This window comes from Gemmatimonadaceae bacterium, assembly GCA_035633115.1.
Lineage (GTDB): Bacteria > Gemmatimonadota > Gemmatimonadetes > Gemmatimonadales > Gemmatimonadaceae > UBA4720.
Genome location: DASQFN010000114.1, coordinates 192,018 through 204,906, shown reverse-complemented (window position 1 = coordinate 204,906; position 12,889 = coordinate 192,018). Strand labels below are relative to the sequence as shown.

Here is a 12,889-nt window from a genome sequence, read left to right as displayed (position 1 = left end):
CAGAACCCGAGCGCTAAAGTGTGCGCGATGCGCCGGAAGATATCGGGTTTGCCCTCATTCCGCTCTCACCTGAATGCTACCGATAAAGGTCCCACCGCTGGGTGAATCGATCGTGGAAGCGACGGTTCTCCGCTGGCTGAAGAACGAGGGCGACGCGGTGGCGAGCGGAGAGACGCTCGTCGAGCTGGAAACGGACAAGATCACGGTGGAGGTTCCGGCTCCACGCGCGGGGTCGCTTGCCAGTCGTGCCGTTGCCGAAGGGACCGTTGTGAAGGTTGGCGATCTGCTTGGCGAGGTCGACGAGACGACGGTCGGCGCCAGTGCTGAAGCGCAGTCGTCAGCAAGCGCTACTGCTACGCCCGCTGATGCTCGCCAAGCCTCGGAGGCCGCGGGAGCCACCGGCGGTCTCTCCGGGGCTGGGCAGGCAGGCGCATCGGCACCTCCTGCTTCCTCCCGAACCGTCGCTGCAGCTGCAACTCCGGCTGCGGGACCGGTTCCGCCCAGCACTGGAGCTCCATCTGGAGACGGTGACGTCAAATCGTCGCCCGCAGCGCGCCGGGTTGCCGCGGCTTCGGGGATTGATGTCGCGGGAGTGACCGGCACTGGACGTGGTGGCGTGATCAGCAAGCCTGATGTTCTGGAGCGCGCTGCGTCCGCGCCTGCTCCCGCTCCTGCCGGGGCACCGGCGGCTGCACCGACGTCACCGGCACCGCCACCGGCGGCGGCTCCTCAGCCGCCATCGCCGAAACCCCCGCGCGCCGGAGCTCCGTCTTCTCCAGGCGAGCGCGAGACGCGCGAAAAGATGACAACGCGCCGCAAGAGAATCGCCGAGAATCTCCTGCAGTCGCAGCACAACACCGCGCACCTCACGACGTTCAACGAGATCGACATGTCCGCCGTCAACTCTTTGCGCGAGAGAATGCGCGAGCGCGTCGAGAAGGAGCACGGAGTCAAGCTCACTTTCATGCCTTTCTTCGTGAAAGCGGCGTGCATGGCGCTCGAAAGCTATCCGGTCGTCAACGCGCAGGTCGACGGCGACTCGATCATCTACAAGCACTACGTCAACATGGGAATCGCCGTCGCGTCCGATGCAGGGCTCGTCGTCCCCAATGTCAAGGACGCTCACGCCAAGGGGATCATCGAGGTTGGACGCGAGATCTCAGAGGTCGCAAAGCGCGCCCGCGACGGGAAGCTGACGATGGACGACCTCACCGGCGGAACGTTCACCATCACCAATGGCGGCGTGTTCGGCTCGCTCGTCTCGACGCCAATCATCAACTACCCACAGTCGGGGATACTCGGGCTTCACAAGACGCAGGACAGGCCTGTAGCAATCGCCGGAAAAGTGGAGATCCGGCCCATGATGTACGTCGCGCTCTCATACGACCATCGAATCGTCGAAGGCCAGCACGCAGTTCTGTTCCTCGTCAGGATCAAGGAGCTGATCGAGGATCCCGCCGCGATGCTCATCTCATGAAACCGGCCGAAACGATGCGAAACAACAACGCTCCCGCTGTCTGGGAGCGTCTTGCTCTCCGCACTGATGGCTGAGCCTGCAGCGGCCGACGTCGTAGTCATCGGCGGAGGTCCGGGAGGTTACGTCGCGGCCATCCGCGCAGCACAGCTCGGACTTTCCACCGTTTGCGTCGAGATGCACAAGACGCTTGGCGGAACGTGCGTCAACGTCGGGTGCATTCCATCAAAAGCGCTTCTGAGCTCCACCGAGCACTACGAGTTCGCGCGACTGCACGCCGCGGCGCATGGCGTGAAAATCGAGGGAGTGTCGCTCGACCTTGCCACGATGCTCAAGCGGAAGGATGAAGTCGTCGCGCAGAACACCAGGGGAATCGAGTTCCTATTCAGGAAGCACAAGATCACGTGGGCGAAAGGTCGCGGAACGCTGCGCGCGGGAAATGTTGTTGACGTGACAGCCGCCGACGGCGGCGTGACGTCCTACGCGGCAAAAAACGTCATCATCGCTACGGGCTCACTCCCAATTGAACTCCCGTTCCTCGAGTTCGATGAAGAGCGCATCCTGTCCAATATCGGGGCACTGAAAATCCCCGAAGTGCCGAAGCATCTCATCGTCATCGGCGGCGGCGTCATCGGACTCGAGCTTGGCTCGGTCTGGCGCCGCCTCGGCGCCAAAGTAACTGTCATCGAGCTTCTTACAACGATCCTCGCGGGCAACGATGCCGAGATCATCAAGGAAGCCGACAAGGTTTTCCGGAAGCAGGGTATGGAGATCCGCGCGGGCACGAAGGTCACCGGTGGAAAGCGCGAGGGTGAGCGCGTCACGATCGACATCGAAAACGACGGCGGGGCTGAATCCCTCGAAGCGGATTACGTGCTCGTTTCAGTTGGCCGCAAACCTGTGCTCACCGGGATCGACGCTCAGGCACTTGGCCTGGCCGTCGGCAAGCGCGGCGAGATCGTCGTCGACAATCAGATGCGAACGAATCTTCCGAACGTCTACGCCATCGGTGACGCCGTGGGCGGCAAGCTTCTCGCTCACAAAGCCGAGGAGGAAGGCGTCGTCGCCGCTGAGGTGATTGCGGGACACAAGGTGCACATGGATCACAAGTCGATGCCGTCTGTCGTTTACACCTGGCCCGAGATCGCCACCGTCGGGCTCGCCGAGCACGAGGTGAAGGAATCAGGACGTGAATACCGCGTCGGCAAGTTTCCGTTCTCCGCCAACGGCCGCGCACGCTCGATGGGCGAAACGACAGGGTTCGTGAAGTTCATCGCCGACGCGAAGACTGACGAGCTGATTGGCTGCCACATGATCGGCGCAAACGTGTCCGAGGTAATCCAGGAAGTGGTGCTCGCGTTCGAGTACCGCGGGTCGTCGGAGGACATTGGCATCACGGTGCATTCGCACCCGACGTTGTCGGAAGCTGTGAAGGAAGCCGCACTTGGCGTACTCGGCCGATCAATCCATATATAGAAAGGAGCCCGCTCGTGATCCTCGAACCGGTCGCGCCACGACGTCCGCTCTCACTGAGCGATGAAGCCGCTGATCCCCCCTCCGATCTCCCGAAAGGCGATGAGATCGAGAAGAAGCTGGCGAAGGCGACCGAGCGGCTGGGCGAGCTGCAGCAGGTGTTGTATGCCGACGGCCGACATGCGGTTCTCGTTGTTCTTCAGGGCCGCGACGCGTCCGGCAAGGACGGCGTCGTCCGCACCGTATTCGACGCCTGCAACCCGCAGGGAGTGCGAGTCAACTCGTTCAAGGCACCTAGCGCAACGGAGCTGGCGCACGATTTTCTGTGGCGGGTGCACAACGTGGTCCCCGAGCGCGGAACCATCGGGATATTCAACCGCTCGCATTACGAGGATGTGCTGGTGGTGCGCGTGCACGAGCTCGTTTCGAAAGCTGTGTGGTCGCAACGCTACGATCAGATCAACCAGTTCGAGAAGACTCTCACGGAAAACGGTGTGGTGATTCTGAAGTTCTTTCTCCACATCTCACGCCAGGAGCAGACCAAACGTCTCAGAGAGCGCATCGAGGATCCGAAAAAGAACTGGAAGTTCAAGGCCGGTGATCTCGATGAGCGAAAGCTGTGGGACAAGTACAACGCGGCCTACAGGGACGCGGTGCGCAAGTGCAGCACGCCGTGGGCTCCGTGGTACTTCGTTCCCGCGGACAAGAACAAGGCAAGGAACTATCTGATTGCAAAGCGGATCGTCGCGACGCTCGACGGCCTCGGGCTCGAGTACCCGACTGCCACGGCCGATCTAAACAAGTACCTCGAGGTCCTTGAGTAGGCCGCTCCGATCGCGCTCCTCGAGTGCAGTAGGAATGGGGTTAACGCGCCCGGATCTGTGGCGTCTACCAGCCAGGACAACGGAGCCGGAACTACAGCCATGCGCCTGACGAAATCTCTCATATCCGCCGCCCTGCTCTCAGGTGCGCTTGCATCATCAATTGCGGCACAAACGACCAGCCCTGCTCAGCGGCAAGCGGCGTCAACAGCCCGCCTCGACCACCGTGAGCTCGCCGCCGACCAGCAGATAATTCAGGCGCTCAACAGGCTGACGTTCGGTCCCCGGCCAGGAGATGCTCAGAAAGTCCGGGCAATGGGACTCGACCGGTGGATCGACCTCCAGCTCCATCCCGAACGAATCGACAACACTGGCTTCGAGCAGTTTGCTTCACGTTATGACAACCTGAAGCAGGATCAGAACGACCTCCTCAGACAATTTGCCGAGGCGCAGCGCGAGCGCAGGATGGTCAGGCGTGACAGGGCAGACTCAGCGCAGATGTCACGTGAAGATCGAATGGCCATGCAGCAGGCGGGACTCGGACGCCGACAGATCGTCGGCCAGCTCCAGTCCGCACGCGTGGCCCGCGCGGTTGCGAGCAATCGCCAGCTCGAGGAAGTGATGACTGATTTCTGGCTCAATCACTTCAGCGTCTTTTTGGGCAAAGGTCCGCCGCAGCCGTACTACCTGGTCGAGTACGAGCGGGACGTCATCAGACCGAATGCGCTCGGGAAATTCCGCGACCTGCTCGGGGCAGTAGCCAAAAGCCCGGCGATGCTGTTCTACCTCGACAACGCGCGGAGCATGGCCGACAGCTCGCGCCCGCGTCTTACGAATGCGGGACGCGCCGGACGATTCGAGCGGCGGCCGGGCCAGGCCCGAAACACCGGACTCAATGAGAACTACGGGCGGGAGCTCCTCGAGCTTCACACGCTCGGAGCTGACGGCGGCTACACGCAGCAGGACGTGATCAACGTCGCACGTGCACTTACCGGCTGGACAATCAATCCGCCAATGACTGGAGGCGGCTTTATTTTCCGCCCCGCGATGCACGATGCCGGCGAGAAGATCGTGCTCGGCCAAAAGCTTTCCGCCGGCAGGGGAATCGAGGACGGCGAAGACGTGCTCGACATACTGAGCCGCAGCCCGGCAACCGCGCGTTACATCGCGACCAAGCTCGTGCGGCGATTCGTCGCTGACGATCCGCCGCGGTCACTCGTGGACGACGCAGCGGCCGTCTTCCTCAAGACGAACGGTGACATCCGTGAGGTTGTCCGGACGATCGTTACATCGAACGAGCTGTACTCACAGCGTGCATTCCGCAGCAAGGTGAAATCGCCGTTCGAGGTCGTGGTGAGCGCGATGCGCGGGCTGAACGCGCAACCCGATCCCACCCCGCAAACCGCGCAGGCCATTGCGTTCCTCGGCCAGCCGATTTACGGGCATCAGGCGCCAAACGGATATCCCGAAACCGGTGATGCCTGGATGAACACCGGCGCAATTCTGAATCGGATCAACTTCGGAATGGCTGTCGCAGCCAATCGCATTCCGGGGCTCGACTTCACTGCACTGCCGGCAATCGATTCGCTCCGCAACGCTCCACGCCAGCAGCAGGTTGACGCGGTGATTTCAGTGCTGCTCTCTGGATCCGCCTCACCCGACACGCGGGCCGTGTTGATAAAAGGCGAGAACCCGATTACGAGCAACGCGGCTGCCAATCCAGCTGAAATGGCTTCGGCTGAGTCGAGCCAGAACGAAATGACGTCGACAATCGACCGTCCGCGCCGCGCAAATCCGCGCGCACTGGCGCTAGGTCCTGTCCCGCAGCTCACGGGTGTCGCACAAATCGTAGGCCTGGCGCTCGGTTCTCCCGAATTCCAGCGCAGATAACGCAAGGGGATCGTATGGATCGAAGGGTATTCGTGAAAGCCGGTGGACTCGCCCTCGTGACAATGGGCCTGAGTCCAAGCTTCCTCCGCCGCACGGCGTTTGGCATGGAGCTGCTGTCCGCGCCGAGGGGCAAGACCCTCATCTGTCTCTTTCAGCGCGGTGCAGCGGACGCACTCAACGTTATCGTGCCACACGGCGAGAAGGCGTACTACGCGATGCGGCCAAGCATCGCTATCCCACGCCCCGTTGGACTGGGGCGCCAGCTGGGATCGGGAGAGAGCGCCATCGATCTCGATGGATTCTTCGGGTTGCACCCGTCGCTTGCACCACTGAAGCCTTTGTATGATCGCGGGCTCCTGGCTCCCGTACACGCGGTTGGAAGTCCGAGTGCGACGCGCTCGCACTTCGACGCGCAGGATTACATGGAGACCGGAACACCCGACATCAAAGGCACTACCGACGGCTGGCTGAATCGTTATCTGGCCGCGCAGGGCACATGCGCCGAATGTGCGTCGACTCCGTTTCGCGCTGTCTCGCTGACCCAGCAAACCCCTCGGATTCTCGAGGGTGGCGCCGAGACGGTCGCGATGAACAGTCTGGGCGAGTTCACCGTGCGCACCACCGGCTCGCAGGCTGCGCGACTCGAAGCGTTGTATCGCACCGGCTCTGCCGACCTCGTCCATGGCGCCGGCAGCGAGATGTTCGATGCCGTGAAGCTCTTGCGAGAGGCGAATCCCCAGAAATACGCGGCTCAGAACGGCGCGCAGTATCCGCGGTCGCAGTTCGGGCAGCGGCTGCTGCAGATTGCGCAGCTCATCAAGGCGAATGTGGGACTCGAGATTGCTTTCGCCGACATCGGCGGGTGGGACACACATGTCAATCAGGGCGGCGCAACGGGACAGCTCGCGCAGCGTCTGAACGACTTCGGTCAATCCATCAATGCGCTTGTCACGGATTTAGGGGACAAGATGGGCGACGTCGTGATTCTTACGATGTCCGAGTTCGGCCGCATGGCCCGCGAAAACGGAAACCGCGGCACGGACCATGGCCACGCCGGAGCGCTGTTCGTAATCGGCGGTGACGTGAAAGGCGGGAAGGTCTACGGCAAGTGGCCGGGACTCGACCAGGAGCAGCTGTACGAGGGTCGTGATCTCGCACTCACCACGGATTTCAGATCGGTGTTCAGCGAGATCACGTCGCGGCACATGGGCGCGGCCGAGATCGACAAGATCTTTCCTGGATTTACGTCGAAGAGCGAGGGGTGGCTCGGGATCGTCTAGAAGCGGAAGATTTTCCCCAGAGCCTTGCCGAGCTTCTTGCCGAGATTCTCGACGCCCCTGCCCGCTTCCCGCGGCCAGTCGGTCTGATCCGGCCACTCCGTGTCGTACTCCGGCGCCCCGTGCTCGATGCACTCGGTGTGCGGCTCGGTGCCGGGCTTGAAGTACTCCACCTTCCGCGCGGGACACCATTCATTGGCCAGCCACCCCGTAGTCGGATCGATCGTCGCGCCCACCATTCCCGGCGGTGGCATCCATGAGTTCGGGGGGACCGGCTCGGTCCAGCCCTCCTTGTAGAACTCCGCCCACGCCGGCGCCGCGAGCCGGCCTCCAGACGCATCGTACGCCACCATGTGCCGCTCGTCGTACCCGAACCAGAAGGCGGCGACGAGATTCGGCGTGTAGCCGACGAACCATACGTCGGCGCCATCGTTCGTGGTCCCCGTCTTCCCCGCAACCAGACCTTTCACACCGTAGTCGCGAATGGGGCGTCCTGTGCCGTAATCGACCACGCCGCGTAGCATCGACGTCATCTGGTAGGCGTCGCGCGGGTCCATCACGGGAACCGGCGCGGCGATCTCGCTGCTCCACAACACCTTTCCGTCGCGAGTCTCGATGCGCCTCACGAGCCGCGGCTTCACTCTGTATCCGCCGTTGGCAAATGGTGCGTATGCACGGACGAGCTCTATCGGCGTGACTTCGATCGCACCGAGCGCGATCGCGGGATAGTTGGGAATGTCGCTTTCGATTCCGTTGCGGCGCGCTGCCTCGATTACACGCGGAATGCCCACGAGCTGACTGACGCGAACCGTCGCCGAGTTTGCCGAACGAATGAGAGCTCTGCGAAACGTGATCAGACCGGCGTAGTCGTCGTTGTAGTTCGCGGGCGTCCACACTGTTCGTCCCTGAATCACTTCCACAGGGTCGTCACGAACGTCGGAGGCGGGTGTGTATCCCGCCGAAAGCGCCGCTGCGTAGACGAATGGCTTGAACGCCGAGCCCGGTTGCCGGTGCGCGTTCAGCGCGCGGTTGAAGTTTCCGCGCTCGTAGCGTCGGCCGCCGACGAGCGCCCGCACGTCGCCCGTTCGCGGATCGATCGCGACCATCGCGCCCTGAACGAAATGCTGCTTGCCCTTCCACCATCCGCTGGATTCCCGCTGAATCGCTGACGTATGCCGCCGCACCGAGCGGTTTGCGGCCAGCTGTGCCGACCTGTCGAGGGTCGTGTACACTGTGAGGTCGGCCGCGTCCTCCTCGGTCTCGTCGAGTATCGAGTCGGTGAGCGCCCGCACGGCGTCGAGCGCGTAGGAATCGTCGGAGGTGTCGGGACGCCACTGCTCGCTCGCGATTCGGAGACGTGTTGCCGCGAGCGCCGAGAACTTGTCTCGCGCGATGTAGCCTTCCTGGACCATCAGCGAGAGAACGAGGTTGCGCCGCGTGAGCGCTTTGCGGGGATTGCGCCGCGGCGTATACGCCGATGGCGCCCTGGGCAGCGCCGCCAGCATCGCACCTTCCGTAATCGTGATGTTCTTGACAGTCTTTCCGAACAGGTCGCGGCTCGCCGCCTCGATACCGTACACGCCGTTGCCCATGTAGATGGCGTTAAGGTAGAGCTGAAGTATCTGGTCCTTGCTCAGCGATTTCTCCATCAGGTTCGCTACGCGAAGCTCGATGAGCTTTTTCGGCAATGAGCGACTCTTGTACTGATCGACGACGAACGTGTTGCGCGCCGCCTGCATCGTGATGGTGCTGAATCCCTCACGCACCCCGAGGGACTTGATGTTTCGAACGGAGGCGCGGACGAAGCCGCGCCAGTCCACGCCGTTGTGCTTGTAGAACCGGCGATCTTCCGCGGCAATGAATGCCTGCCGGACATGGAGAGGCACCTGCGAGATAGGTACATTCAAGCGGCGGACGATCACGACGCGGCCCATCAACCGGCCGTTGCGGTCGTAAACCCGACCACCCTCGTCCGGGTGGTAGGCCTGAATTTCGCGTGCACTCGGGCAGCGCTCGAACCCACAGGTGCCGAGCCAGAAGTCGAGGACGAGGACGAATACGATCGCCGCCGCCAGAGACCCCTTAAAAATCAATTCACGCCGCTTCTTGATCTCTTTCCACATGCCTAGTCGACCCATGTTTGCCCGCGCCGCCACTGCGCTGATTCTCACGTCCTGTTCCCTCTATGCCTGCACGAGCAAAAGCGACGGAGCTTCCCAGCCCGCCAACGCCAGTCCTGGCGCCGATGCCGGTACAGCCTCTACTGATACACCGCGGACGTCCAGCGATTCCCCGGCCGGCGGCTCAACCGCCTTTCGGCTAACCCCTGCCGACTCCGCCCGCGTTCCAAACGAGCTCGGACGGATAGCACTCGCCGAATACCATTTGATTACCGATAAGGATGGTTTGTACTCCCGCGAACGTGGTCATTTCCGGCGTGATCTTGAGGAGATATACGCACGTGGGTACCGGCCGGTGACGATTTCGCAGATTCTGGACCGTAAGATCGACTTGCCGAAGGGCCTGTCACCAATCGTCTTCGTTTTCGACGACGCCTCACCCAGCCAGTTCAGCTACATCGAGCGCAACGGCAAGCTGGAAATCGACCCGCAAAGCGGTCTCGGAATCTGGCTCGATTTCAGGAAAACCCGCCCCGACTGGCCCAACCAGGCCGTCTTCTGTCTGCTGTCCGGAGCCGAGGCGGGCCGCTCATTCTTCGGCAACAAGGGAATCGAAGACCAGAAAACGGAGTGGCGATTCCCGAAGATCAGGTATCTCCACGAGCAGGGTTTCGAGCTGTGCAATCACACGCTCTGGCATGCCCAACTGAACAAGTATTCCGACGCTGTCGTGCAGGAACAGATAGCACGCGGGAATATGGCGATCGATTCCGCAGTACCGGGGTACAAGGTTCGGTCCTTCGCGCTCCCGCTTGGCATGTGGCCGAAGAATCGCGCGCTCGCGCATAAGGGATCGTGGACCGATCCGAAAACCGGAAGAGTCGTGCGATATGAAAACGAGGCGATACTCGAAGTCGCTGGCGGTCCGACACGAAGTCCGTACGATCCACAGTTCAACCCGCTCAGCATGAACCGCCTGCAGGCGGTGGGTGACGATCCGGTGAGGACGCTCGACCAGTTCGACAAGAGCGGCAACAGGTACGTCTCCGACGGCGATCCGGCGACTGTCGCCAAACCGCCCGCGAAATAGAGGAGTTGTCGAAGTGAAAAGACACAAGCTTGGAATTCTCTGTCTAACCGCGTCAATTGCCGCGTGCTCCGGTGGCGGTCTGAACATCGTCGGACCGGAGCTGTTCACTTATTCGGCCACGAGTCAGGTCACGTCGACCAGTCCGATGCGGTTTCAGACGACGGTGACGATCAGGAATCCGACGACTGACGAGATCGAGTTCGAAGTCTCCACCTGCAATCATCCGCGCGTGCTCGTCTACTCGACTGCGGCGCGAACCGGGACGGTCGTGTGGGACTCGAACTCGCGAGCCATCGTTTGTACGCTCCCCATCACGACAGTCAAACTCGCCGGCGGCGCATCCGTGTCATACACACAGACCGTGACAGGCGCGGAGGTGCTCGGCCCATCGGGCTCTGCAGGTACGTACTACATCACCGACGAAGTAGCGCTGAGCAGAGTTGTCTCTCGCGTAACTGCGGGACAGGTGAATCTGACTCGCTGAGTCAGAATCTCCATCCCTTCAGGTTGCGTATTGCCGTATCGAGGGCATCACGCTGCTCGGGACGCTCGGCGGTGCTCAATAACCGCTCGTAAGTTGCGATTGCCAGGTCGAGCGCGTCGTAATCATGTTCGGCGCCCGCGAGCGCGGCTGCGTTATCAGCCACATTTGCGCGAGCAAGATCATCAGATGGGAATCTCGCCGACACCTGCTGCCACCGTGTGACACGCGCCCGCGGATCGGACTCCGACAGGGCCCAGAGATGCCAGCCGCCCCGGTTCTCAGGATTGGCTGCAATGGCGCGTGAAGCGAGATCGGCCACGACATCGGGACCGTGTCCCGAGAGCCAGTACGCATTGGCAAGTGCCACCAAAGCCTGCGCATCGTGCGGCCTGTCAGCCGCTGCGCGCTCGAGGTCTGTTATCGAATGAGAGCTATCGGTCATCGTCTTGCTGGACAATTTCGCAACTCAGGTGTACCATTCTGTTCACGAGCGCAGCCCGTTGAGGCGCGCCCCCGAAAGAATGAGGTTGCGGCACCTCGCGTGAGTTCTGCCCGCGCCAGCCGCGACAGCCAGTCTCGCTACTTGATTCCCTGCCACACCACAACTTAATGAACGAACGCCGACGTCCTTTTCGTCGCGGCCGAGGGCCACGCCCGCTCGGCCCACGCGCCAACGAACCGTACGGTGATGCAGATCCGTACCGAGAACCTATGGAACCACCCGTGCCGGGTACCGACAACTTCGATGTTCCAGCGCCTCGCACCGATGCGAATGGCGCAACCTCCGACGATTCCTCCAACTTCGGCGCCCCTGTAGACTCGGGCCCCGCGCCCTCGGAAACCGCCGAGCCAACGTCGGCACCACAGTACGGCAACCAGCCGGGACAGTCGACGCAGCCAAACCAGCCAAACCAGCCAGGCCAGCCGACCCAGTCGACCCAGCCTCAAAACCAGCGGCAGCCGCCTTTCGCCGGCGGACAGGGTGGGCGTCCACACAACGACCGCGATACCCGCAACAACGGCAGACGCAATCAGAGGAATCCGCGAGGCCGCGGCCGCAACCGGCCTCAGCAGCAACAGCAGCAGCGTGACCAGGCACCGCGCCAGCCGATAGCCCCGATCGTTCCCGACGGCGAAACAACAGGCTGGTACGATCCACAGCGTGACGGTGGCTTCATTCGACGAGCCGCGAACAGCTATCTGACTGATCCCGGCGACGCATACGTCCCACCCAATCTCGCCCGCCAGTACGGCCTACGCCGGGGGGACGCGATATTCGCGACCACTGGTCGTGACCATCGTGGGCGCATAGTTGTCGCGGAGATTACACAGGTCAACGGCGACGATCCGGCGCTCGCCGAGCGCCGGCCGGATTTCGGCTCGCTCACGGCATCGTATCCCGAGCGAAAGCTCACGCTCGAGACGGGGCGGCCCGCGAAGGGCGGGCCCGAGCTAACCCGCCGCGCAATCGATCTCATCGCGCCCATAGGCTACGGACAACGCGCACTCATCGTAGCCCCGGCACGCGCCGGAAAGACGATGCTTCTCCAGGCGATAGTCGAAGGAGTTGCGATCAATCATCCGCAGGCGACGCTTCTCGTTCTTCTCGTGGACGAGCGTCCGGAAGAAGTCAGCGAGATGATCACCTGGGGCTATGGCGAGGTGGTTGCTTCGAGCTTCGACATGCCGGCCGTTCGTCACACCGATGTGACGGAGATGGTTCTCGAGCGCGCCCGCAGACTCGTGGAGCTCGGCAAGGACGTCGTCATCGTGCTCGACTCGATCACACGAATGGCGCGCGCGTATAACACAGTGGAGCGCGGCACGGGACGCACACTGAGCGGTGGACTGGATGCCACAGCGATGGCCAAGCCGAAGGCATTCTTCGGCTCCGCCCGCTCGGTTGCTCCGGAGCACGGGGGCGGCTCGCTGACGATCATCGCCACCGCGCTCGTCGAGACAGGATCGCGGATGGACGACGTGATCTTCGAGGAGTTCAAGGGGACTGGCAACTCCGAGATAAAGCTCGACCGGTCCCTCTCCGAAAAGCGCATTTTTCCGGCGATCGACGTGTCCACCAGCGGTACGCGGCGCGAAGACAAGCTGTTCAAGCCAAACCAGCTGGAGCACGTCTACACCCTCCGCCGCGGACTGCAGCAGATGCCCTCCTCGTCGGCGATGGAGTGGCTTATCAAGCGGATCGCCGCAACACCCAGCAACGACGCGCTTCTGGAAGGCCTCTAGCCAACCGGCCCGCCCC

The 12,889-nt window shown here is 62.3% G+C and carries 10 protein-coding genes; 8 read left to right on the top strand and 2 right to left on the bottom strand.

Annotated elements, in window-relative coordinates; genetic code table 11:
* Positions 1 to 73: 73 nt before the first annotated feature.
* From odhB to VES88_17470, 5 genes are all read left to right on the top strand, one after another.
* Complete coding sequence (odhB, locus tag VES88_17490; protein ID HYN83276.1) at positions 74 to 1,477, top strand: 2-oxoglutarate dehydrogenase complex dihydrolipoyllysine-residue succinyltransferase; 1,404 nt, start codon at positions 74 to 76, stop codon at positions 1,475 to 1,477.
* Positions 1,478 to 1,543: 66 nt separating this feature from the next.
* On the top strand, positions 1,544 to 2,950 hold the full coding sequence (lpdA, locus tag VES88_17485; GenBank protein ID HYN83275.1) for a dihydrolipoyl dehydrogenase: 1,407 nt from the start codon (positions 1,544 to 1,546) through the stop codon (positions 2,948 to 2,950).
* A 14-nt stretch (positions 2,951 to 2,964) separates the two neighbouring features.
* On the top strand, positions 2,965 to 3,771 hold the full coding sequence (locus VES88_17480) for a PPK2 family polyphosphate kinase (protein HYN83274.1): 807 nt from the start codon (positions 2,965 to 2,967) through the stop codon (positions 3,769 to 3,771).
* Between the two features lie 99 nt (positions 3,772 to 3,870).
* On the top strand, positions 3,871 to 5,658 hold the full coding sequence (locus VES88_17475; GenBank protein ID HYN83273.1) for a DUF1800 domain-containing protein: 1,788 nt from the start codon (positions 3,871 to 3,873) through the stop codon (positions 5,656 to 5,658).
* Positions 5,659 to 5,672: 14 nt separating this feature from the next.
* Positions 5,673 to 6,938, top strand: a complete 1,266-nt coding sequence (locus tag VES88_17470) for a DUF1501 domain-containing protein (protein HYN83272.1) — start codon at positions 5,673 to 5,675, stop codon at positions 6,936 to 6,938.
* Here VES88_17470 and VES88_17465 read toward each other — a convergent pair.
* Positions 6,935 to 9,106, bottom strand: a complete 2,172-nt coding sequence (locus VES88_17465; GenBank protein HYN83271.1) for a PBP1A family penicillin-binding protein — start codon at positions 9,104 to 9,106, stop codon at positions 6,935 to 6,937. The genes VES88_17470 and VES88_17465 overlap by 4 nt on opposite strands.
* 304 nt (positions 9,107 to 9,410) lie before the next feature.
* Here VES88_17465 and VES88_17460 point away from each other — a divergent pair, with 304 nt between their 5' ends.
* Positions 9,411 to 10,145: a polysaccharide deacetylase family protein gene (locus VES88_17460; GenBank protein HYN83270.1), complete on the top strand. Its 735-nt coding sequence runs from the start codon at positions 9,411 to 9,413 to the stop codon at positions 10,143 to 10,145.
* A gap of 13 nt (positions 10,146 to 10,158) precedes the next feature.
* Positions 10,159 to 10,629 (top strand): hypothetical protein, encoded by a 471-nt coding sequence (locus VES88_17455; protein HYN83269.1) that lies wholly within the window; start codon positions 10,159 to 10,161, stop codon positions 10,627 to 10,629.
* 1 nt (position 10,630) lies between these two features.
* Here VES88_17455 and VES88_17450 read toward each other — a convergent pair whose 3' ends face one another.
* Positions 10,631 to 11,071 carry a hypothetical protein gene (locus tag VES88_17450; GenBank protein ID HYN83268.1) on the bottom strand — a complete coding sequence of 147 codons (441 nt, stop codon included), beginning with the start codon at positions 11,069 to 11,071 and terminating at the stop codon, positions 10,631 to 10,633.
* A gap of 269 nt (positions 11,072 to 11,340) precedes the next feature.
* Here VES88_17450 and rho point away from each other — a divergent pair, with 269 nt between their 5' ends.
* On the top strand, positions 11,341 to 12,873 hold the full coding sequence (gene rho / locus VES88_17445; GenBank protein ID HYN83267.1) for a transcription termination factor Rho: 1,533 nt from the start codon (positions 11,341 to 11,343) through the stop codon (positions 12,871 to 12,873).
* Positions 12,874 to 12,889: the final 16 nt, after the last annotated feature.